This is a genomic window from Novosphingobium sp. CF614 (genome assembly GCF_900113255.1).
Lineage (GTDB): Bacteria > Pseudomonadota > Alphaproteobacteria > Sphingomonadales > Sphingomonadaceae > Novosphingobium.
In genome coordinates, this window is sequence record NZ_FOOR01000025.1 from 13319 (window position 1) to 34420 (window position 21102).

The 21102-nt window shown below is 64.3% G+C and carries 21 protein-coding genes; 9 read left to right on the top strand and 12 right to left on the bottom strand.

Annotated features, from left to right (window positions below):
- The first annotated feature begins 28 nt into the window (after positions 1 to 28).
- From BM052_RS17145 to BM052_RS17165, 5 genes are read left to right on the top strand one after another with little or no spacing between them, the layout of a single operon-like run.
- Positions 29 to 793 carry an SDR family NAD(P)-dependent oxidoreductase gene (locus BM052_RS17145; protein ID WP_091148862.1) on the top strand — a complete coding sequence of 255 codons (765 nt, stop codon included), beginning with the start codon at positions 29 to 31 and terminating at the stop codon, positions 791 to 793.
- Positions 794 to 819: 26 nt separating this feature from the next.
- Positions 820 to 1974: an alpha/beta hydrolase gene (locus BM052_RS17150; protein WP_091148863.1), complete on the top strand. Its 1155-nt coding sequence runs from the start codon at positions 820 to 822 to the stop codon at positions 1972 to 1974.
- A complete protein-coding gene (locus tag BM052_RS17155; RefSeq protein ID WP_091148865.1) occupies positions 1974 to 2381 on the top strand; it encodes a VOC family protein in 408 nt (135 codons plus the stop codon). Before BM052_RS17150 ends, BM052_RS17155 begins: the two co-directional genes overlap by 1 nt.
- Positions 2378 to 3022: an O-methyltransferase gene (locus tag BM052_RS17160; RefSeq protein WP_091148866.1), complete on the top strand. Its 645-nt coding sequence runs from the start codon at positions 2378 to 2380 to the stop codon at positions 3020 to 3022. Before BM052_RS17155 ends, BM052_RS17160 begins: the two co-directional genes overlap by 4 nt.
- Before the next feature lie 19 nt (positions 3023 to 3041).
- Positions 3042 to 3332, top strand: coding sequence for an antibiotic biosynthesis monooxygenase family protein (locus BM052_RS17165; protein ID WP_091148868.1), 291 nt, complete (start codon positions 3042 to 3044; stop codon positions 3330 to 3332).
- A 4-nt stretch (positions 3333 to 3336) separates the two neighbouring features.
- Here BM052_RS17165 and BM052_RS17170 read toward each other — a convergent pair whose 3' ends face one another.
- The 4 genes from BM052_RS17170 to BM052_RS17185 form a co-directional block, all read right to left on the bottom strand.
- Positions 3337 to 4647 (bottom strand): M20/M25/M40 family metallo-hydrolase, encoded by a 1311-nt coding sequence (locus BM052_RS17170; RefSeq protein ID WP_091148870.1) that lies wholly within the window; start codon positions 4645 to 4647, stop codon positions 3337 to 3339.
- A gap of 119 nt (positions 4648 to 4766) precedes the next feature.
- Positions 4767 to 5837, bottom strand: coding sequence for a VOC family protein (locus BM052_RS17175; RefSeq protein ID WP_091148871.1), 1071 nt, complete (start codon positions 5835 to 5837; stop codon positions 4767 to 4769).
- Positions 5838 to 6017: 180 nt separating this feature from the next.
- A complete protein-coding gene (locus BM052_RS17180) occupies positions 6018 to 7136 on the bottom strand; it encodes an FAD-dependent monooxygenase (RefSeq protein WP_091148872.1) in 1119 nt (372 codons plus the stop codon).
- 15 nt (positions 7137 to 7151) lie between these two features.
- Positions 7152 to 8186, bottom strand: coding sequence for a VOC family protein (locus BM052_RS17185; protein ID WP_091148873.1), 1035 nt, complete (start codon positions 8184 to 8186; stop codon positions 7152 to 7154).
- 412 nt (positions 8187 to 8598) lie between these two features.
- Between BM052_RS17185 and BM052_RS17190 the strand changes: the two genes are divergently transcribed.
- Together BM052_RS17190 and BM052_RS17195 are read left to right on the top strand one after the other, a co-directional pair.
- Positions 8599 to 9249 (top strand): TetR/AcrR family transcriptional regulator, encoded by a 651-nt coding sequence (locus BM052_RS17190; protein ID WP_091148875.1) that lies wholly within the window; start codon positions 8599 to 8601, stop codon positions 9247 to 9249.
- Positions 9250 to 9301: 52 nt separating this feature from the next.
- Positions 9302 to 10372 carry an aromatic ring-hydroxylating dioxygenase subunit alpha gene (locus tag BM052_RS17195; RefSeq protein WP_091148877.1) on the top strand — a complete coding sequence of 357 codons (1071 nt, stop codon included), beginning with the start codon at positions 9302 to 9304 and terminating at the stop codon, positions 10370 to 10372.
- 68 nt (positions 10373 to 10440) lie between these two features.
- On the opposite strand, the gene BM052_RS17200 is transcribed toward BM052_RS17195, so the two are convergent.
- Genes BM052_RS17200 through BM052_RS17210 form a run of 3 tightly spaced genes read right to left on the bottom strand, consistent with a single transcriptional unit; the run spans position 10441 to position 13078 of the window.
- A complete protein-coding gene (locus BM052_RS17200; RefSeq protein ID WP_091148878.1) occupies positions 10441 to 10683 on the bottom strand; it encodes a hypothetical protein in 243 nt (80 codons plus the stop codon).
- Entirely contained in the window at positions 10683 to 12269 is a 1587-nt protein-coding gene (locus tag BM052_RS17205; RefSeq protein ID WP_091148880.1) for a phytoene desaturase family protein, read from the bottom strand. The genes BM052_RS17200 and BM052_RS17205 overlap by 1 nt, the downstream gene beginning before the upstream one ends.
- Positions 12266 to 13078 carry an SDR family NAD(P)-dependent oxidoreductase gene (locus BM052_RS17210; RefSeq protein WP_091148882.1) on the bottom strand — a complete coding sequence of 271 codons (813 nt, stop codon included), beginning with the start codon at positions 13076 to 13078 and terminating at the stop codon, positions 12266 to 12268. The genes BM052_RS17205 and BM052_RS17210 overlap by 4 nt, the downstream gene beginning before the upstream one ends.
- Positions 13079 to 13179: 101 nt before the next feature.
- Here BM052_RS17210 and BM052_RS17215 point away from each other — a divergent pair, with 101 nt between their 5' ends.
- Positions 13180 to 13614 (top strand): winged helix-turn-helix transcriptional regulator, encoded by a 435-nt coding sequence (locus BM052_RS17215; RefSeq protein WP_255406229.1) that lies wholly within the window; start codon positions 13180 to 13182, stop codon positions 13612 to 13614.
- On the opposite strand, the gene BM052_RS17220 is transcribed toward BM052_RS17215, so the two are convergent.
- From BM052_RS17220 to BM052_RS17235, 4 genes are read right to left on the bottom strand one after another with little or no spacing between them, the layout of a single operon-like run.
- Complete coding sequence (locus tag BM052_RS17220; protein WP_255406230.1) at positions 13611 to 14603, bottom strand: LysR family transcriptional regulator; 993 nt, start codon at positions 14601 to 14603, stop codon at positions 13611 to 13613. The two genes, BM052_RS17215 and BM052_RS17220, sit on opposite strands and share 4 nt — an antisense overlap.
- A 12-nt stretch (positions 14604 to 14615) precedes the next feature.
- Entirely contained in the window at positions 14616 to 15536 is a 921-nt protein-coding gene (locus BM052_RS17225; RefSeq protein ID WP_091148885.1) for an NAD-dependent epimerase/dehydratase family protein, read from the bottom strand.
- Positions 15537 to 15548: 12 nt separating this feature from the next.
- Positions 15549 to 16955, bottom strand: coding sequence for a sulfatase-like hydrolase/transferase (locus BM052_RS17230; protein ID WP_255406231.1), 1407 nt, complete (start codon positions 16953 to 16955; stop codon positions 15549 to 15551).
- Positions 16956 to 16959: 4 nt separating this feature from the next.
- Positions 16960 to 19389 (bottom strand): TonB-dependent receptor, encoded by a 2430-nt coding sequence (locus tag BM052_RS17235; RefSeq protein ID WP_091148887.1) that lies wholly within the window; start codon positions 19387 to 19389, stop codon positions 16960 to 16962.
- 140 nt (positions 19390 to 19529) lie between these two features.
- Here BM052_RS17235 and BM052_RS17240 point away from each other — a divergent pair, with 140 nt between their 5' ends.
- Positions 19530 to 20669, top strand: a complete 1140-nt coding sequence (locus tag BM052_RS17240; protein ID WP_255406232.1) for an FAD-dependent monooxygenase — start codon at positions 19530 to 19532, stop codon at positions 20667 to 20669.
- Positions 20670 to 20832: 163 nt separating this feature from the next.
- Here the strand turns inward: BM052_RS17240 and BM052_RS20125 are convergent.
- Positions 20833 to 21102, bottom strand: a 270-nt coding sequence (locus BM052_RS20125; RefSeq protein WP_218151570.1) for a hypothetical protein, incomplete at its 5' end; no start/stop codon positions are given.

Below are 21102 nucleotides of genomic sequence, written 5' to 3' on the forward strand. Positions count from 1 at the left end.
GAAAGAATAGCATCAAGAGGATTGCCTGATGAGCCTGCCCACGACACCGAGCTTTCGCCTGGATGGACGGCGCGCGGTGGTGACGGGGGCGGGCCGGGGCATTGGCCTGGCAGCTGCGGCCGCCCTGGCCCAGGCCGGCGCCGAAGTGACGCTTGTCGCGCGTACGTCTGCAGAGATCGAAGCCGCAGCGGCAGAGCTGGTCGCAGCCGGGCACAAGGCCGATGCGGCGACACTAGACGTTTCCGATCTTGCCTCCGTTGATTCGTTCTTCGCAGCGCGCGAGGCTTTCCATGTCCTCGTGAACAATGCCGGCACCAATCGCCCCAAGCCGATGTGGGAGGTGAGCGAGGACGACTACGACGCGGTGCTCGACCTTAACGTAAAGAGCACCTTTTTCGTGGCGCAGGGCTGCGTGAAGCGCATGATGGCAACCGGCACGCACGGCTCGCTCATCCACATGGGCTCGCAGATGGGCCATGTGGGCGGGCCGAACCGTTCGCTCTATTGCTCCAGCAAGTGGGCGATGGAGGGCATGAACAAGTCCTTCGCGCTTGATCTTGCAGCGCACGGCATCCGTTCCAACACGATCGCGCCCACCTTCATCGAAACACCTCTGACCAAACCCTTTTTCGAAGACGAGGCGTTCAAGTCGAGCGTTCTTGCCAAGATCAAGATCGGTCGCATAGGCCAGGTGGAGGACCTGATGGGCGCCGTTCTCTTCCTCGCTTCCGATGCCTCTGCCCTGATGACCGGCACCAGCATGCTCGTCGATGGCGGTTGGACCGCAGACTGAATTTCAAGACCTAAAGGACCCTATCCATGTTCGAACCGTTCCCCGGAAATTACGTCTGGAACCTCGCGACCAACCTCGCGCTGGTCTGCGGCGGCAACCACGGCGAGATCGACGAGGCCAACCGCCCGATCATGGAAGCATCCAAGGAACTGGGGCCGGACAAGGCTTCGGCGATGATGTTCGACAGCTGGATCCGCGTTGCCGACCAGGTGGCCGCCAACGCCGCTGACGATGAAGCGCATGGCTACCTGCTTTCGGCCGGCACCAAGTACCTGCGCGCCTCGGGCTACTACCTCGCCGCGGAACGCATGCAGAGCCGTGACTACCCGCCGCGCTGGGCGGCCTATCAGAAGGGCATCGACCTTTTTCACAAGGGTTGTGCCTTGCGCGGCATCCATGTCGAGAAGGTCGAAATCCCCTACGGAGACACCAGCTACACTGCTATTTTCTACCATGATGGCTCGGGTACGCCGCGCCCCACCCTGGTTTCGGTCAACGGCCTCGATTCCATGAAGGAGCAGGTTTGCATGGCGGGCCACGGCCTCTCCAACCTCGAGCGCGGTATGAACACCCTGTTCGTCGACCAGCCCGGCACCGGCGAGGCGATCCGCAATCGCGACCTTCCGGTCGTCTACAACGGAGAAATCTGGGGTACCCCGGCGCTTGAATACCTGTTAACCCGCGATGACGTAATCCACGACAAGATCGGCATCTTCGGCCTCTCCTTCGGTGGCTATCACGCCCCGCGCATCGCGGCGAACGAGCCGCGCTACGCGCTGTGCGCGGTGATGGGCGCCAACCACGTGTGGGGCAAGCGCCAGCGCGAGCGCGTTGCCAACGAAGGCGAAAACCCCGTGCCGCACTACTGGGACCACGTGATGTGGGTGTTCGGCTTCGATGACCGCGACAAGCTGCTTGAATACACGGACCAGGTGGATCTCACCGGGCAGGTGGAAAAGATCAAGGTGCCGTTCCTGATCACCCATGGTGAGAACGACCGCCAGATCCCGGCCTACAACGCCCCGCTCAGCTACGATCAGGCGGTCAACAGCCCCAAGCGCCACATGCGCATGTTCACCAAGAAGGACTTCGAGGTGGAGCACTGCGGCGCCGACAACGGCACCAGCATGCGTGACTATATCGCCGACTGGTGCGCCGAAACCTTCGCCGAGATCGGCTGATGGCGGAGTTCACGTTCCATCATGGAGGGGTGTCCGTCCCCAGCCTGGATGACGCGATAGACTGGTATGGCCGCGTGCTGGGTTTCGAGGTCGAGAAGAAATTCTGGATCGAACCGGCCCGCGCGCACGCCGCCATGGTGCGAAAGGGGCCGCTGCGCTTCGAGATCTTCGAGGTCGAGGGTGCCGCGCCGCTGCCTGAAGAGCGCCGCTTCCCGCCCAGCGACCTCAAGACCCACGGCAACAAGCACGTGGCTTTCCGGGTCGAGGATCTGGAGGATTTCCTCGTCGAGATGGAAGCGAAGGGTGCCGATGTCGCCTTCGTCGTGCGCGAGGCGTTCGGCAAGGGCTGCTTCCTGCGCGACTGCGCGGGCAACCTCATCGAATTCGTCGAGGAACCCAACGGGTGATCTTTGCCGCGCCCGCTGCGCAAGCTGTGTTCGCGCGCTACGAGGCGAGGGCCGATGCCGACCGCGAGCACATGCGTGAACTCGGGCCTGCGGGCATGGCCGTGCGCGACGAGTTCCTGCTGCCGGTGGGGAAGGACGTCGGAACCCTGCTCCACGCGCTGGTGCTGGCGCGCAAACCGGCGCGAATTCTGGAGCTGGGCACCAGCTACGGGTATTCGACACTGTTCCTCGCCGATGCCGCCGCGCAAGTCGGGGCACAGGTCATCTCCATGGACCTTGCTCACTACAAGCAGGATTATGCGCGCGCGCAACTGGCGCAGGCCGGGCTAGCCGAAGTGGTGGACTTGCGCTGCGGTGATGCGCTGGCTTTGCTGGCGCAGGACCAGGGCCCATGGGATTTCGTCCTGCTCGATATCTGGAAGGAGCTTTACCTTCCCTGCTTCGAGGCGTTCTATCCGGTTCTTTCGGACGAGGCGCTGATCGTTTCCGACAACATGATCGAACCCGAGTTCGATCGGCCCAGCGTGCGGCTTTACCGCGAGGCGGTGAAGGCGCGGCCGGATCTGCAGACCGTGCTTCTGCCGATGGGCAGCGGCATCGAACTCACCGCGCGCTGGAGCGCGGGCAACCCCAAGCTTTGAACCACAGGACGCGAAGGCCATGATCCACGAAGTCGCCACGCTTACTATCGATCCCGCGACAGCGGCCGATTTCGAGGCCGCCGTCGCGGAGGCCCGCCCCCATTTCGAGGCGGCCAAGGGCTTCGTTTCCTTCGGGCTGGAAGCCTCCATCGAGACTCCGGGCCGCTATCACCTGGTGGTGGGCTGGGAGAGCGTCGAGGCGCACATGCTGGACTTTCGCGAGTCCGATGGCTTCCAGGCCTGGCGCGCCCTGGCCTCGCCCTTCTTCACGGGTGCGCCCAGTGTCGAGCACATCCGCAAGGTAATCTGACCCGTCAGCGCGCGGGCTTTTGCGGTGCCAGGCGGCTCATCAGGAGGGCCGCGCGCTTGATCTGGCGGGGAAAGCTGGAAAGGTCGACGCGCTCTTCGGGCGTATGATCGCCGCGGCTGCTCGGCCCCATGCCGGCGAGCCCGGCCACATTGGGCGCCACGAAACTGATGTCGCCCGCGCCGCGCTTGAGCGGATCGAGCGCGGGCATGGTGGCAAGGCCGAGATCCGCATTCACGGCGTTGAGCGCGGACAGCAGCGCCGTGTTGCCGGGCGTGGGCGGCATCGGCGGATAGCTTTCCTTGAAGACGATGGTGGCATCTGTCTGCGGCAGGTGTCGGGCGACAATCGCTTCCATCCGGGACTTCACGCGTGCGATCTGATCGAGCGTCAAAGCCCGGAAATCGCCCCGCGCCACGGCCACGGGCGGGATGATGTTGGTCTTGCCGATGGCATGGATTTCGGCCTCGTCCTCGCTCAGGATCGCAGTTGCGCCGCTTCCGATCAGCCCGATGTTGAAGGTCAGGTTCGGCTCCGGCAATTCCTGACGGAAGGCAACGATGATGCGGGCCAGTTCATAGGCGGCGCCATAGCCCACATTGTCCGAGAAGATGCCGCTGGAATGCGCGCTCTTGCCGGTGGCGGTGATCGTGTAGCTGCCCGAGGAGCGGCGCGCCACGGACCCGAAGTCCTGTCCGTCGATCACCACCAGGCCTTCGAAATCAAGCGCCACGTCGGAGCGCTTTCCGGCCGCGATCAGGTCGGCCCGAGCGATATCCAATGGACTGCCGACCGATTCCTCATCGCCCGTAAGCACCACTTCGATATTCGCGCCCTTGAGCGAGCCTGCCGCCTTCATGGCGCGCAGCGCGGCCAGCATGACCACGACGCCGCCCTTGTCGTCCGCCGCGCCCGGGCCGTGCAATTGGTCTCCTTCGCGCGTGGCTGTCTGGAAGGGTGAACTGGACTCGAACACCGTATCGAGATGGCCGATGAGCAGCATGCGCGTGGTGCCCTTCGCCCCCTTGTGCGTCGCGATAAGGTGCCCTGCGCGGTTGGCCGCATCCATAGGCACCCAGCGCGTTTGAAAGCCCAGGGCTTCCAGTTCGGGCACGACCATGTCGCGCACGGCCTTCACGCCCTCGATGTTACGGGTTCCGCTGTTTTGCGCGACCAGCCTTTCGAGCAAGGCGATGTCTTGTTCGTGGCCCTTGTCCGCCGCGGCGACCATGGTCTTTTCGGGGGAAGCCAGCGCGGCCAGCGCGGGCGTGCACACCAGGAGCAGGGGAAGGGCGAGCAGTCGGGCCGGGGAAAGCATGGGGGGGCATGATAGCGCCCGTGCGTGAACGGGCAACCACGTGCTGCATGCAAACGAAAGCCCCGGCCGATGCAGACCGGCCGGGGCTTTGATGGTGCTGGCTTTAAACGCTAGCGGCGTCAGATCGCGTGTTCGTCGTCCTCGGAAATCTCGGCCAGCTTGCCTTGGCTGGGCCGCTTGCCGGGCTTTTCCTTGCGGTAGGGTTCGAAGCTGGCGCGGTCTGCATCGAAGGTCAAGTCCCAGGGAATGTCGTCGCCCCGGAAGATCGGAGGAGCATTGTTCGACCATAGCAGCGAACCGAACCGGAAGTCCCAGGCGCGTGGCACCCAGTTGTCGTCCAGATAGTCGGTGTCGGCGTGGTATTCCGCTTCGCCACAGTGGCCCGGGATGTCGCAGTAGTAGTAGATCGCCGAGGAAATGCGGTGGCGCGAGATGCCGCCGGAACTGTTCATGGTCTGGTTCTTCCAGCCCTTGGCTTCCATGATGTTGGCCCCCAGCATCACTTCGTCGATGTCGTCGCAACCAAAGGCGATGTGCATGAACTTGAAGGCATCGGGAGCGATCGGCAGGTCGCAGTTGACCCAGAAGATGGAGTGGTGTTCGAACGTGCCGCCTGCACGCGCGAAGATACCCACGCCCTTGGAGTGGTCGGCATATCGGAAACCCAGGTGGCGTTCGTAGAATTCGAAGCTGCCGACATAGTCGGGCGAGAAGAACACCACGTGGTTGATGGTCTTGGGGATCGCCTTCTGGCGCCAGATGCGGTGTTGGTTGAAGCGCGGATGGCTGGCCGGCGTGTTGACCGGGCTGGCCTCGCTTACGAAGCTTTTCTTGTGCCAGACGCGAACCGCGATGGGCTGGCCATCAGGACATACCGCGTGGACGGTCCCATCAGCGTCGCGGGTGACAGTGACTTCGGTCGCGAGGCTGGCGGCGATGCGCTCAAGGTTTTCGGGGGTGTCGACGCCCCAGACCGTTTCCTTGAGGCCGTCGCCCGGGAACGGATCGGGCGAAGGCAGGCGTGCATCGCCATGGGGCAGTACGACCAGGCGCGAACCGGATGCAAGGCGGAAGACCGCTTCGTTTTCGCCGATGCTCTCGACCGGCAGGCCGAAGTCTGTCCAGAAGCGTGCGTGCTCGGCGACGTCTTCGACACCGAACACAACGCTTTCCACTCCCAAAATGCTCATCTTATCTGATCCCTTAGTTCGCTGAGCGTCCCCTATGGCGTCAACCGGACATCGGGAAAAATGCAAAGCTTGGGATGACTGCTATCGAGCGCGCCGAAACGTCCCCTGGACTTCGTCCGGGGGAGGCATGGCAACATCGTCCCGAAGCCCTTGGCAGGAACGATGCGTCGGGAGAGAGGATCAGACCGGTTCGGCCAGCTTCTTGCGGATGCGGTCGGTCAGTTCGATCGGATCGCCCGCGGTCTCCGGGTGCATGTCCCATTCGCCGAGCATGATCGAACTGGTGCCGACCAGCTTGGCACGCTCGAAGCGGCGTTCCATGAAGGCGTCGAGTGCGGCATCGACGTCGCGCGTGCCAAGTTCCTCGGCCAGCACCACCGCGTCCTCGATGGCCATCGCCGCGCCTTGGCCCAGGTGCGGGGTAGCGCTGTGCGCGGCATCGCCGATCAGCACGACGCGGCCCTTGTACCAGGGAGCGGGCATGATGCATGCTTCGAGCGGACGATAAACCACGAGGTTGGGATCAGTGACGTGGGCTGCGGCCTCGGCCATGATCCCGCCGTAGCCTTCAAGGCGTTTGCGCATCTCGTTGGCCAGCGTTTCGGGCGCGAAGCGCGGGTTGCCCGGTTCCTCGAACACGGCGAAGATGTACATGTCCTCTTCGGTGAGGGGGCAGTAGCCGACCTTGCCCTTGTCCTTGCCGACATAGATGTCCGACCAGTCGAGACCCTTGGGGCGGGGAACGTTGTAGCGCCACACGCCCTGGCCGGTGTACTGCGGCCTGGCATCGGGCCAGAGCACCTTTCGCACCGCCGAGTAGTTGCCGTCCGCGCCGATCACCAGGTCGTAGCTGCCCGAAGTGCCGTCGGAGAACTGAACGGCCACGTTTTCGCCGTTGTCCTCGAAGCTCTCGAAGGTTACGCCGAGGCGCACCGGGATGCCCAGTTCCAGCGTCTTTTCAGTCAGCACCTTGTGCAGCGCCGGGCGGGTGAGGCCGAGGTCGGAGGGCAGGCCGTCCACCGCAGTATCGCCAGGCAATTCCTTGAGGACGTTGCCGTTCAAGTCCACGAAGCGCGCGCCGCGATAGGCGTAGCCGGCCTTTACCGCCTTGTCGCCGATGCCCAGCACGTTGAGCGCGCGCACGAAGTTGGCCTGCACGATGATACCCACGTGATAGACCTTCCAGTCCTTGTCACGCTCCACCACTTCCACGTCGATGCCCTGCTGATGCAGGCCGATAGCGACGGCGAGGCCGCCGACGCCGCCACCGATGACGAGAACTTTCTGTGCCTTGGTCATATCTGGGATCCTCTCTTATGCGGCCGGTTCGGCGCTGGTTTCAGGGGCGGACTTGGGGGCGGCCGGCAAGTAGCGAAGCTGGTCGTCGCGGGCGAAGGTGACGTCCCAGTTGGGGTAGTCCTGCATCCACGCGGGCAATTCGTGCATGAAGATGGCGGTGCCGAAGGGGCCGTCCCACACGCGCGGCTTCCAGCTGTCGTCGATGACATCGCAGTCGGCGCCGTATTCCATCTCGCCGCCTAGGAACGCGACGGTGTCGGTGTAGAGGAAGGCCGCGGAGGTCAGGCGGTGGCGACCAAGGCCCCAGCCGTTGTTCTTCCACCCCTTGCGATCGAGGTAGTTCTTGGCGACCATCACCTCGTCGATGTCTTCCAACTCGAAGTTGCAGTGGTGGAAGCGAAGGGTGCCGTCGAAGTTGGGCATGCCCGCATGGGCATTGGCCAGGAAGATGTTGTGGTGCTCGAAGGCGCCGTCGGCGCGCATGTACACGCCGAAGCCCTTCTGCAGGTCGGTGACCCTGAAGCCGAGCCGGTCGCGGTAGTAGTCGATCGCTTCCTGCACGTCGGGGAAAGTCCAGACGCAGTGGTGGATGCGCTTGGGTACGGCGCGGTCGATCCACTTGCGCGGCTGGTTGAGCCGGCCGACCTTGCCGACGGTGTTGCTGGGCGAGGGCGCGCCGTGGACGGTGCGGGGTTGCCACACTTCAAGCCCGATGGCCTGCCCGAAGGGGGTGACGAAATGCACCGTGCCCTCTTTATCGGTAGTCAGTTCGTGGTCGCGGGCAAGATCGGCGCACAGGCGCCTCATCGCGCGCTCGCCGTCCACCGCCCAGACGCATTCGAACACGCCGGTGCCGGTTTGTTCGGTGTGGGCGGGCAGGCCCGAATGCCCCGATTTGAGCAGGTGCACCTCGCCGCCGTCCATGGTCTCGAACAGGGCGGCGGTGTCATCGCGTTCCCTGGAATAGAGACCGTAATCCTCGAAGAAGCGACAGGCCGTGTCGAGGTCCTCGACACGAAACACCAGCCGCCGGATACCGGTAATTGCCATTGGTCAGACTCCAATCCCGTGTTGCAGTCTGAATGGCGGCGTGCCCTCCCGATTTTCTTGATCCAGCGCAATCGCAGATCATGGATTGAATCGGTAGCCAGTCATCGAAAACGCGGATGCAAGCAGGGTAAAGGTGACGCCCGAGGTTTACACGGTTTACACGGTCAAGGGACAACACGTGTCACCTTGCGCAGGCAAAGTGTCACCTTGCGTTGCAGTGCGCGCTGCCGGAGTGGAATTCGACGGTTTCAAGGAGCGGCGCTGACCATGCCAGACGCGGCCCGTGTAGGAAAACGGTTCTAGGTTGCAGGCGGTCCAGCCTTTTGCGCGCCGGCGGGCTCGCTTTGCCAAGGCCGCGCACAGCCGGTACTAGCCGACGGCAAGGCGTTGGGCACGTTTCAAGGAGCAGGGGTTGAGCCAGGGCAAGGCAGGCGAGGAGGCGGGGCTGGACGGCAAGCAGCGCGCAGCCCAATCCCGGCGTGCAGCGCTTGTCCGCGCCACGCGTGAGCAGATCATGGCGAATGGGCCGGGGAAAGTCAGCCTTGCCGAGGTGTTGCGACAGGCAGGGGGATCGAAGGCCACCGTGGCCAAGTATTTCGGTGATCGCGAGGGCCTGATCGCCGCAGCCATCAATGAAACGGCGCGCGATGCCATGCGCGAGTTGCAGCTTGAGATGCCCCACCCCGGCGTGACGCTGGAGGAGGGCCTGGTGCAAACGCTTGCGGGCCTTTTGCGGTTCTATCTGCTGCCCGAAACCCTGGTGGTCTATCGCGGGGTCATTGCCGCTGCGGGCACGCAGCTTGCCAGCGCATTCTATTCCGGGGGCCATCTGGTCGTGGTCGCCGAGCTGGCGGCCTTCCTGCGCAAGTGGGCAGGAAGCGACCTGCCTGCCACGCTGGATTGGGAGGGCGCCGCAGGCCAGCTTACCCACATGATCCGTTCGGGACCGTTCGAGCAGGCTCTGCTCGGGCTGATCGAGCCTGCGGTCGGCGAAGAGGTCATTCTGGCCCAGGCGCGCTTAGTGGCCAGAGTGTTCCTGCAGGGAACCATCACGAGGGATTGACGGCTCTCCGGATGAATGTGTACTAACGGTACATATTGTTTGGGAGATCGCCATGAGTTACATTCGCAGCGCTTGGTACGTGGCCGGCTGGGACACCGAAATCGCGCAACGTGCCATCCTCGAGAGGCGCCTGCTGGACGAGAACGTTGTGATGTTTCGCGACGAAGGCGGGGCTCCGCGCGCCGTTTCGGGCGTGTGTCCGCATCGCTATGCCTCGCTGGCGATGGGGCGGCTCGACAACGGTGTCCTTCATTGCGCGTACCATGGCCTGGGTTTCGACGGCGGCGGGGCATGCGTGCACAACCCCTTCGGTGCTGTGCCCAAGACGATGCGCCTGAAGACCTATCCGGTGGTGGAGCGGCACAGCGCGCTCTGGATCTGGATGGGCGAGGCGGACGGTGCCGATCCGGCGGCGATACCCGATTTTGCCTTCAATGATCCTGCGGCAAGCTGGGTCGGCAAGGGTTATTTGAACGTCAAGGCCAGCTACGAGCTGGAAATTGAGAACATACTCGATCTCAGCCACATCCAGTTCCTCCATCCCACGACGCTGGGCAGCGGGGAAGTTGCCAATGGCACCTACGAATGGAAGCAGGACGGCGAATTCATCTGGTCCAATCGCACTGTCTTCGGCGAGGTGATGGTTCCGGAACTGGCCCAGGCCATGGGCGTGCCGGTTGGGGAAAAGGCGGACCGCTGGATCAACGTGCGCTGGCAGGCCCCGTCCAACCTCGTGATTTTCGCCGGAGCGGTGCCTGCGGGGCGCCCGCAGGCGGAGGGCCGCGAAACGCCCACGGCGCATCTCTTCACGCCCGAAACCGCTACAAGCTCGCACTACTGGTTCTCGATTGCCTTCCCGCGCGCGATGGGGCCTCAGGGCGAGGAACTGGCCAATCGCGAAGTCGAGTTCCTCAAGGTTCCCTTTGAAACAGACGATCTGCCGATGCTGGAGCAGCAACAGTGCAATCTCGGCGGCAAGACCCTGCGCGAGACGTCGCTCGGCTGGCTTCCCGGAGATGCAGCGGGGGCACGGGCGCGCAACATGATCTATGCCCGCATCGATGCGGAAGCCGAGAGCGCGGCATCGGCAGGAGACCACATGCCGGCCAGCATCGGCGCCTGAATCAAATCGGCGCGCAGCCGCCCATTTGCAACGGACAGCCGCGCGCCGACAGTGCGCCCTTGGGGGGCTTACTTGCTCTTGCGGAAAAGCAGCGAGGCGAGGAAGAGGATGGTCTTGGCGTCGAGCAGCTTTAGGGCCGCGCGCGCCTCTTCCGGGGTCACCTTGGCGACCATCGGCATGGCGCCGAAGATCTTGCCGCGGATCACCAGGTTGTCGCCGTCGCGCTCGAAGCGGCGCACGGCCATCAGTTCCTTGTCGTTGGCGTCCAGGATCTTCATCACCGGCGCCTTCTTCTTTCCTTGCTTGGCCATCACACAGGCTCCCCGCAGACCTTGTCGTATTCGATGTCGAGGTCATCCATCATCTGGATGGCCGTGGCGCGTCCGGCGCCGAACACGCCGCCGCCCGGGTGCATGAACGGGCCGACGAGGTAGAGGCCCTCGATGCCCGGCACGCGCAAGGAGCCGAGGTCCGAGGTCGGGCGGTGGGCCATTGACTGGTAGAAGAACGGCGCGCAGCCGTGGATGTCGCCCTTGACGAAGCTGGCCGGACTGTCGCGCTCGTGGTCGATGGGCGAACGGATCAGGCGTCCGGTGATGTTGTCGTCGGTCAGGTTCGCGTAGAACTTGCGGTACTGCGCCAGCGCCTTGTCCGCGACTTCCTCCTTGCGCTCGTCCCACGATGACGGGCCGCCCGGATAGAGATCGTAGGGTGCGAAGTTGACGCCGTAGAACACGCCGGCATCTTCGGGCGCGCGGCTGGGATCGAAGATCGTGTTGTCGCCGCCCGCGATCAGGCGCTCGGACACTTCGCCGCGGCGCAGCTTGTCGTATTCGAACAGCATGTCGCGCATGGTGTAGAAGTCCATGAGCTCGGTCATCATGGCGTTGCAGTCGTTGCCGACCTTGAGCCTGAGGCGCTCCTTCAGCGTCATGTGCGTAAGGTTGATCGAGAAAGTGGACTGGGTGACGCGCTCGGCACGGTCCAGCACCGGCTCGGGCGTTTCGGCCACGAACTTGCGCAGCACGTGCGGGTGGATCGCGCCGATCACGCCGTCCTCGGCCATGAAGGTCTCGCCGTCGATCAGTTCGAGGCCGACAGCCTTGCTGTCCTTCACGATGACGCGGCGGACCTCGGCGTTGCAGCGCACTTCACCGCCGAAATGTTCGATCGCGCGCACCAGTGCGTGGGACAGCTGGCCCGAGCCGCCCTTGGGCATCGAACATCCGTAGGTGTGCACGATGCCGGGCATCACGAAGGCGCCCATGCCGGTGCCCAGTTCATCGGGCATCTGCAGGTTCTCGGTGACCATGCGCACGATGTGCAGCTTGAGCAGGTCGCTTTCGAAGTAGTGGCTGACCACGTCGAGCGCGCTGCGCTGCATGAGGTCGAGCAGGAAGCGGCCTTCGTCCGACTGGTCCATCATGGCCACGAACGCGCCGAGCGGGAAGGGCGGCGAATAGAGCCCGGCAACCAGCATCGGCAGGGCCTGCTGGCTCATCTGCACGAACTTGCGATAGGCTTCGGCATCGCGCGCGGAGGTCGTGCGGGCCAGTTCCTCGCAGGTGCGGTCCAGATCCTTGTAGCTGCGGATGACGGTGCCATCGTCCCAGATGCTGACGTGGATCAGGTCGGGGTAGATGTATTCCAGGCCGAACTTGGAAATCAGGCCCAGCTCGTCCTCGCGCAGCATCGGGTTGCCCTGGATCATGATGTGCACGTTGGAGTGCTCGTCATGCCAGAACCCGGGGTGGATCAGCTCGCGCGTGGAAACGCCGCCGCCGTAGTGGGGCTTGCGTTCGAGGACGAGCACCTTCTTGCCCGCCTTGGCCATGTAGGCCGCGGCAACGAGGCCGTTGTGGCCCGCGCCCATGACGACGACGTCGTACTGGCTCATGCGTGTACTCCTGCAAAGAGATCCCGGAAACCGATCAGGCCGGGGACATGGACGGCGCAGCCCGCGTCGGCGGTCAGCACCTGGCCCGTGATGTTGCGCGCCGCACCCGACGCAAGGAAGGCGATGGCCTCGGCGATGTCCTCGGGCTGGCCCAGCTTGGGAAGCAGGGATTCGCCTTCGACCACCTCGCGCAGCGGCACGGGGAACGCCTCGCGCAGGGCAGGCGTCATCGTCATGCCCGGGGCCACCGCGTTGCAGCGGATGCCCTGCTTGCCGTGGCTGGTGGCAATGGCGCGGGTCATCTGGATGATCGCGGCCTTGGACGAGGAATAGGCCGCCTGGATCATGTGCCCCTGCAGGGCGAGGTTCGAGACGGTGTTGACGATGTTGCCGGTCGTCTCGCGCAGGTGCGGCAAGGCCGCGCGGCAGCCGATCATCGTGCCGCGCGCGTTCACCGCGAAGGTGCGGTCCCACAGCGCGGTAGACATCGTCTCGATGTCGTTGTCGGCCTGCGCGATATCGGGGCCGAGCAGCGCGGCGTTGTTGACCAGCACATCGAGCCGACCGAAATGCGCGACGGTGTCGGCGATCATTGCCTCGACCGAGGCTTCGTCCTCGAGGTTCAGCGCGATCGCGATGGCGCCGTCGATCTCTGACGCCAGCTTTTCGGCCGCGTCATGGGCGATGTCGGCAATGGCGACCTTGGCCCCGCGCGAAGCCAGGAGCCGGGCGGTGCACGAACCGATCCCACCCGCGCCGCCGGTGATGATCGCAACTTTTCCATCCATGAAAATGGCATCGCGTGTCATGTCGTGCTCTCCCGTCCATTGACTGTCTTGGCAGCCATCATAAACAGGGCGGCGATGGAAAGAAGACGGCACTTTTTTGTGCCCCTTACGGGCTTGTACGCGTGACCTCGCGGGACGGGCAGCATGACGAGGCGCTCGCGCGCCTGAGGGGCGAAATGAAGGCACACGGGCATGACCGCGAAGCGCCTTCGCGCTCGGTCATGGGGATGCTGGGCGACCGCTGGACCATGCTGATCCTGATCCTTCTGAAGCTGGGCGAATGGCGCCATGCCGAGCTGCGCCGCACGATGATCTCGCTGTCTTCGGAGCAGGCGATTTCGCAGCGCGTGTTGACGATGAAGCTGCGCGCGCTGGAACGCGACGGTTTCGTGCTGCGCAGCGTGTCCGACGACGTGCCGCTCAAGGTAACCTATTCGCTATCCCCGATGGGCCGCGACCTGGCCGAGCGTGGGGAGCAGATGATCGCGTGGATCAACGCTCGCGCCGATGCGATCCATGCCGCGCGCATCGCCTGCGATGCTGCGAGCGAGGACTAGTTCGCGGGCTGCTGGCTCATCCGGAAGGCCATTTCGACCTCGTCGCGCTTGCTTTGCGCATCCTCGTTCGGAGTGGGTGCGCGCCCTTCCGAGCACTGGGCCAGCCGCTCCACCACCCAGCGCAGGGCCGGATCGTTGGTGTTGCTCACGTGCCATTGCACCGCCTCGCGGATGGGCGGGATGGTGAAGGGGGTCTCGCGCGTCACCAGCGGCAGGTTGCGCGCGAAGGTTTCGGCCATGCGGCGGTGCACGGTGGCGATGCGGTTGGTGCCGATCACCAGCCCGGCGAGCGAGAGGAAGGTGGGGGCCACCACTTCCACCCGGCGCTGCTGTTTCTGGCGCTTGACGAACCATTCGTCGAAGGCAGCGACACGGGCCTTGCCGAAGCGCGCGGTGACATGGCCGAGCTGGAAATAGAGCTCGCGCGTCATCTCGCCCTGCATCGCCGGATTGTCTTCCCAGCCCAGCACCACGTAGTCGTCCTCGAACAGCACCTGGCTGGGGTGGTCGGTCGAGATCGCGTAATCGATGGTCAGCAGCAGGTCGATATAGCCGCGTTCGAGCGTTTCCACCGGTGAATCGTTCATCGGCTGGATTTCGAAGCGGATCCCCGGCGCTTCCTTTTCCATGAGGGCCAGCGCGTGGGACAGCAGGACTTGCGTCGAATAGTCCGAGGCCATGATCCTGATCTGCCGATCGGCGGTGGCCGGATCGAAGGGCGGCGCAACGGTGATCGTCGTGCGAATCTGTTCAAGGACCGCCCGTACCGGCTCGATAAGCTCTTCGGCGCGGGAGGTGAGGATCATGTTGCGGCCCTTCACGACCAGCAATTCATCCCCGAAATAGTCGCGCAGGCGGCCCAGCGCGCTGGAGGTGGCCGATTGCGAGAGGCACAGCTTGTCCGCGGCGAGCGAAACGCTCCGCTCTGTCAGCAGCGCATCGAGTGCCACCAACAGGTTGAGGTCGAGCCTTCCGAAACGCATTGCCATCTCCGGCGCTTCTCAGGCCAGGGTGGCGAGGGCGCTGGAGACGAGCTTAGCAATATCCCCGTCATGTGCAAAACCCGCACTTTCGGCCGAAGGCGTCGCCAGCGGCGGCTGCGCGGCAAATGCGGCCTCCAGTGCGGCATCGGGCTCATAGGTGACAAGGCCGGCATCGACGCCGCACTGGCGTGCGACTTCGGCGGCGAGATCCCCCATGGAAACGCGCAGCGCCGGCAGCGTAACCGCGCGGGTCGGCGGCAGAAGGGCGCTGTCGAGGCTGAGCGCATGGACGAAGTTCGCGGATACGCAGGCCACCGATTCCGCCCAGATCGTGCCTTGTGCCGAGACCGGGCAGGTAAATGCCTCGCCCGCCTTGAGTGCGTGGAACAGGTTGCTCATGAAGGCGGACTTCATGCCTGAAGGCCCCTTGGGGCGGGCCAGGATGCCCGGCAGGCGTACCGTGACGCCGTCGATCATGCCCCGGTTCGAGAACATGGCCACGGCATGTTCCATCATTGCCTTGTGTCCGCCGTAGATCATCTTGGGCGAAAGCGGGGTTGTATCGTCGACGAAGTCTGGCAGGGGGTCGCCATAGACGGCAATCGAGCTGGCATAGGCAACGCGCAGCCCCGGCTTCAGGGCACTGGCTTCAAGCAGCAGGTCGTACATCGCGTCGATGTTGATCCGGCGCGAGGCTTGCGGATCGGCTTCGGCCGCACCGCCTGGCACGGTGGCGAGGTGGACGAGGGCATCGCAGCCATCGCCCAGTGCCTGCGCCCGCACGCCCGCATCGCCGAAATCGCCCTCGATGGCCGTGGCATCGGCCGGAATGCCGCCGGCATGGGTGTCCAGTCCGACAACCGCGTGGCCTGCATCGGTCAGGTCCGAGACAAGCTGACGGCCGACGAAGCCGCCGGCCCCGGTGACGAGGATCTTCACGCGCGATCTCCCTTAGTAGCGATCAATGTAGTTCTTCTTCACGTCTTCGGAGTATCCATCGACGCGATAGGGGACCATCTGGCGGTTCCAGTCGTCCCACAGGCGCTTGAGTTCATCCAGCTTCGCCGGTTCGGCCATGCCGCGCTCGGCGCGTTCGTGCTCGTCCTCGGCAAGGTTGAACAGGTGATCGCGTCCGTCGATGCGCACGTACTTCCAGTCGCCCTTACGTACCGCGGCCTGTTCATTGGCCTTGAAGCGCCAGAACAGCGTTCGTTCGATGTCGGCGCTTTGCCCGGTGAACTGGCGCGACAGGTCAACGCCGTCGAACGTGCCGGCCTTGGCTACGCTGCCGCCTGCCATCGCCAGCAGCGTGGGCAGGAAGTCCATCGAGGCCATGACCTGCCGTGACTGCGTGCCGGGGGCGATGTGGCCGGGCCAGCGCACGATGACCGGCACGTGCACGCCGCCTTCGAGCACTTCGCCCTTGTGGCCGACATAGGGCCAGGTCTGCGAAAAGCGCTCGCCGCCATTGTCGCTGGTGAAGACGACGATGGTGTCCTGGGCCTTGCCGCTCTTCTCCAGCGCGTCGAGCACCCTGGCGACGTTCTGGTCCATCGCTTCCATCATCTCGTGGTACTTGGTCAGGTTGCCGCCGTCATAATGGAAGGAGTTGGGGATGGTCTTGGCCGCCTCGGCATCCTCGCGCCCTTCCCAGGGCCAGTGCGGGGCGTTGAAGTGCAGGCTGAGGAAGAAGGGCGTGTCGCCCGACTTCTCGATCGTGTCCACCGCTTCGGCGCCGAACAGGTCGGTCAGGTAGCCGCCGGCCTCGATGGGCGAATTGCCGCGGGACAGGCCCATGCCCACCTCGCGACCTTCCACCACGATGTGATGGCGGAAGTAGTCGGCCGCGCCTTCGACGATGCCGAAAAACTCGTCGTAGCCGTGCTGCAGCGGACCGTGCTTGGGCGGCTCGCCCAGGTGCCATTTTCCGATGAGCTTGGTGTGATAGCCCTGGTTCCTGAGGACCGAGGCGATCGTCGGGCGCTCGCTGGGCACGCCGATGCCGATGGGCGCGTTCGGGCCGAGCGGCTCCTCGACTCCGACCGGAAAGCGCTGTGCCCAGCAACCGGTGAGCAGCGCGGTGCGCGTGGGCGAGCAGATCGGCGTGCTCGAGTAGCCTTGCGTCAGCAGCACGCCGTCGCGCGCAAGCCCGTCGATCGCGGGGGTCTTGATGTGCGACGAGCCGGTTGCCGAAAGATCGGCATAGCCCATGTCGTCGACGAGGATGAAAAGGATATTGGGCTTCTTAATGGCCGAAGTCGAACGTGCGTATGCACGTCCGGCCCCGGGAAGCGCGACGATCGCGGTCGTCGCGCCCAGCCATTTCAGAAGCGTGCGGCGGTTGGTTCCGGCACGCACCCGATCAGAATTCCGCCGAGAGACGCACGCCATAGGTACGCGGGGCGGTGTAGGTTGCTACGGCGAAGCCGATCGGCGAGGACTGCGGGGAGGCAATCCGGCGCTTGTTCTCGATATTGCGCACGAAGGCGCCGAGCGAGAGGCCACCGTCCGTCAGGCGCAGCGTCAGGTCCGCGTCGGTCGTCCAGTAGGCCTTGATCTTCTCGAAATCGAGGTATTCGAAGGCGCCGTAGGACGAGGCGCGCCACGCCGTGTTGACCGAGGCCACTAGCTCCATCGTGTCGTTCACCGGCAGGATCTGCTCGGCGCCCAGGTTGATCGCCCACTTGGGCGAGAACAGGAGCGGCTTGCCCGAGCAGTCGAACGAGATGATTGGGGTGCCGTCGCTCAGCGTCTGGCCGGTCAGGGTCGAGGGGCAGTTGATGTTGTGGCGCGGCGGCGCGGTGATGCGGGTGAATTCCTTGTACTTGCTGTCAAGGTACTGGACCTTGGCGTTAAGCGTGGTCAGGAAGAACGGCTTGACCGTCAGGTCGACGTCGAAGCCCTTGATGTCCGCACGGCCCGCGTTGTTGATGGTGTTGACCAGCACGCCGTCGTCCGAAACGGTGAAGTAGCCGATCTGCTGGTCCTTGTACTTCCACAGGAAGCCCTCGATGTTGAGCTGGACCTTGTTGTTCAGGAAGCGGTTCTTCGAGCCGATCGTAAAGGCGGTGATGGTTTCCGGGTTGTAGGTCGGATTGCCTTCCGAGAGCTGGAAGCCACCGGCGCGGTAGCCGCTTTCCGCCGTTGCGTAGAGCAGCGAGTCCGGGGTCACGTCATACTCGACGCCCGCCTTCCAGGTCAGCTTGCTGAAGCTGCCGGAATCCTGGACCGGGAAGTCGGTCTTGAGGATCAGGCCCGCGCCCGAAAGGAGCGGGAAGACCTGATTGCCGCTGGTAAGCGTGCTGGTGGCCGGGATCCACGCGTTGTCCACCAGCCAGCCGATGGTGTCGCTGGTCGAGGTGAAGTTGGGGTAGTGGGGCAGGGCGCCCGGAGCGGCGCAACCGGCGGCGAACGAGGCCGGCGGGGTGACGGGCGGGATGCCGCCGCAGAACGTGATGAAGTTGTTGATCACGCCGTCGATCGACTTCTTGTCGTGCGTGTAGCGCAGACCGCCCACGACGCGGAAGCTGTCCGAGACGTTGAAGGTCAGCTGGCCGAAGCCGGCGTACGACGTGGTCTTATGGGTATAGTGCTGGATCGGCAGCACGAATTCCTGGTTGTACTCGCCGGTGTTCTGCACCTTCTCGTCGAAGTAGAAGCCGCCCACGACGTAGTCGACCATGCCCACGCTGCCCGCAAGGCGGGTTTCCAGGCTGAACTGGTTGTCACGCTCGTTGGTGTAGGCGGTGTTGAAGGCCGGGCCGTAGAAGTAGCTTTCGGCCTTGGTCTTGCGGTAGGCCGGGATCACGGTGAGCGTGCCGATGCTGGTGTCCAGGTCGATCTGGGCGTTCACGCCCCAGTAGGTGGCATCGTTACTCTGCTGCTGGTTCATCGAATCCAGGAAGCCGAAGCCCGGCGCACCCAGCGAGGTGTTGCGGAATGCGTTTGCGGCATCCGTGTACATGCCTTCCGAGGAATCGAGGCCCGAGGGGACGAACGTGAAGGTCTCGCCGGGGATGAAGGTGCCGATGTAGCTGGGACCGGCGCCGACGCCGTCGACCTTGGTGTAATCAGCGCCGAGCTTGATCCGAAGCGTGTCGCTGGGCTCGAAGAGGAACTGCGCGCGCAGGCCCGAACGATCCAGGTCGTCGCTGCCGTCGCGGTTGTAGCCGTCGTGGACCTGGCGGGTGGCGGCCACGCGCAGCGCGCTGTTGTCGCCGATCGTGAGGTTCAGGTGGCCTTCCGCGTTCACGGCGTCGTAATTGCCGGCGGAGACCGTGAAGCCGCCGCTCGATTCACCCAGGACAGGGGCGTTGGGAATGATGTTGACGGCACCGCCGGTGGCGTTGCGGCCATAGAGAATGCCCTGCGGACCCTTGAGCACTTCCACGCGGGCCAGGTCATAGAAGGCCGCGCCGAACGCGCCGGCCGCACGGCCAAGCACGACGCCGTCGTAGCTGGGGGTGACGGCGGGGTCGTTGTAGCTCGATGTGGTGATGTTGCCCACGCCGCGGATGAAGATCGAGGTGTTCGAGCCACCGCCGTTGGTGATCGAGATCGCGGGCACAGCCTTGGTCAGGTTGTCGGCCTGGGTAATGCCGCGGGCGATGAGGTCGTTGCCGCCTACCGCGTCGATGGCGATGGCCGCGTCCTGAAGCGTTTCTTCCTTACGCTGTGCGGTGACGATGATTTCGCCGATGCCGCCCGAATCCTGCGCCAGCGTGGGCGTTGCCCAAGCTGCTGTGACGACGATTGCGGAAAGACAGGTGGCGTTGAGAAGCCTGGTGCGCACGGTAACCCTCCCATGAAGCGCGTTTTGTTGTGCCGTTGGCGCTAGACATTCGCCTCCATCAAATCACACCCATTGTATTGATGGTTATCCATCCACAGTTCGAATTTGTGTGCTGGAGTGCGCGCGCTAGTTCCAGTCGCATGACACGGGAGAAGATCAGCAGCATCGCCAGCGCGCTTGTCGTAGGCGGCGGTATCGGGGGCATGGCCACGGCCATCTCGCTTGCGGAGAGGGGCGTCAGGGCTGACCTGATCGATCTCGATCCGGAGTGGCGCGTCTATGGCGCGGGCATCACGATCACCGGACCAACCTTGCGCGCCTATCGCCGCCTCGGCCTGCTCGAGCCGATCAAGGAAGCCGGCGCAATCACCAACCAGACGCACCTCTATCGGTATGACGGCACGCTGATCCACACGCTGGACGAGCCGGTCATCGAGGAGGGCCTCCCGGCCACGGGCGGCATCATGCGCCCGGTCCTGCACCGGATCATGCAAAAGCGCGTGCGCGAACTGGAAATCCCGGTGCGCCTGGGCCTGACGGTGACCGCTCTCGAAAGCGACGACACCGGCGTGGACGTGACCTTCTCGGACGAGAGCACCGGCCGCTACGATCTCGTCGTGGGCGCGGACAGCGTGTTTTCGGGCGTGCGCGAGATCGCCTTCCAGCACATGGGGCCGGCCGTGCCGACCGGGCAGGGGTGCTGGCGTATCTCGATCCGCAAGCCGCCCGGCCTCGATGCGGGCGAGTTCTTCCTGGGGCGCGACAACCCCTGCGGCATCACCGCCTGCAGCCCGGACGATGTCTACATGTGGATGCTCACGCCCCATGAGGAGCGCGAGGAGTTCATGACCGACGAGGAGCTCTATTCCACGCTCAAGGGCTTGCTTGCGGACTTCGGCGGTAACGCCGGCTGGATTCGCGACAACATGACGCGTGAGGACTGGATCAACTACCGCCCGCTGGCCGCCGCCCTGCAGCCGCGTCCCTGGTACAACGGGCGCGTCGTGCTGCTGGGCGATGCCGTCCACGCGACTACCCCGCACCTGGCCTCGGGCGCTGGCATGGCCGTGGAAAGCGGCGTCGTCCTGGCCGAGGAACTGGCCAGGGCGGACACCGTGAGCGAAGGCCTCCAGGCTTTCGAAGACCGTCGCTACCCGCGCTGCCAGGACGTGATCGAAAGCAGCGTCGGCATCGGCAACCTGCAGCTCAACCGTCGCCCGCCCGAAGAGCACGCCGCTCTGCTGGAAGGCGCGCTGAGCCGTCTCAACGAACCTTTCTGAGAATTCCTTCGAGGATCGCATGACGAATCGGGCCCGGCTGGCGACAGGCGGGCCCGATTTGCGTGTGGAGGTGGGGAACGGGCTGCCCGCACATATAAGTTATAGCTAATCGTCATTTCTTGTGCGCGCGTTTGGCGGCGTACGGGTCGCGCCTTGACGCAGGTCAACAACGCAGGGCAGGGGATGAGCGTCTTGCAGCGGCCGCTATCGCCCGAGTCTCCGACTGGGAAAAATTGCCTGAAACCGAAAAGGAAGATGCGCTCGCCGAGGCTGCAAAATCGCCTCTATCGGCGTGGCAAATGTCCGAGCCGGAATCGAATTTGATCGAGAAAATATTGATAAATCCCAAAGGTAATCCCCCGGCTATGCCGGGGAGACCATCATAGTTTGACGTATCCGGGAACCCATCGCGACATTTGCTTTCGTGAGCCGC

Coding starts and splice junctions, on each gene's coding strand:
- BM052_RS17145 (WP_091148862.1), top strand. CDS start 29: ATGAGCCTGCCCACGACACCGAGCTTTCGCCTGGATGGACGGCGCGCG.
- BM052_RS17150 (WP_091148863.1), top strand. CDS start 820: ATGTTCGAACCGTTCCCCGGAAATTACGTCTGGAACCTCGCGACCAAC.
- BM052_RS17155 (WP_091148865.1), top strand. CDS start 1,974: ATGGCGGAGTTCACGTTCCATCATGGAGGGGTGTCCGTCCCCAGCCTG.
- BM052_RS17165 (WP_091148868.1), top strand. CDS start 3,042: ATGATCCACGAAGTCGCCACGCTTACTATCGATCCCGCGACAGCGGCC.
- BM052_RS17170 (WP_091148870.1), bottom strand. CDS start 4,647: ATGCTTTCCCCGGCCCGACTGCTCGCCCTTCCCCTGCTCCTGGTGTGC.
- BM052_RS17175 (WP_091148871.1), bottom strand. CDS start 5,837: ATGAGCATTTTGGGAGTGGAAAGCGTTGTGTTCGGTGTCGAAGACGTC.
- BM052_RS17180 (WP_091148872.1), bottom strand. CDS start 7,136: ATGACCAAGGCACAGAAAGTTCTCGTCATCGGTGGCGGCGTCGGCGGC.
- BM052_RS17185 (WP_091148873.1), bottom strand. CDS start 8,186: ATGGCAATTACCGGTATCCGGCGGCTGGTGTTTCGTGTCGAGGACCTC.
- BM052_RS17195 (WP_091148877.1), top strand. CDS start 9,302: ATGAGTTACATTCGCAGCGCTTGGTACGTGGCCGGCTGGGACACCGAA.
- BM052_RS17200 (WP_091148878.1), bottom strand. CDS start 10,683: ATGGCCAAGCAAGGAAAGAAGAAGGCGCCGGTGATGAAGATCCTGGAC.
- BM052_RS17205 (WP_091148880.1), bottom strand. CDS start 12,269: ATGAGCCAGTACGACGTCGTCGTCATGGGCGCGGGCCACAACGGCCTC.
- BM052_RS17210 (WP_091148882.1), bottom strand. CDS start 13,078: ATGACACGCGATGCCATTTTCATGGATGGAAAAGTTGCGATCATCACC.
- BM052_RS17220 (WP_255406230.1), bottom strand. CDS start 14,603: ATGGCAATGCGTTTCGGAAGGCTCGACCTCAACCTGTTGGTGGCACTC.
- BM052_RS17240 (WP_255406232.1), top strand. CDS start 19,530: ATGACACGGGAGAAGATCAGCAGCATCGCCAGCGCGCTTGTCGTAGGC.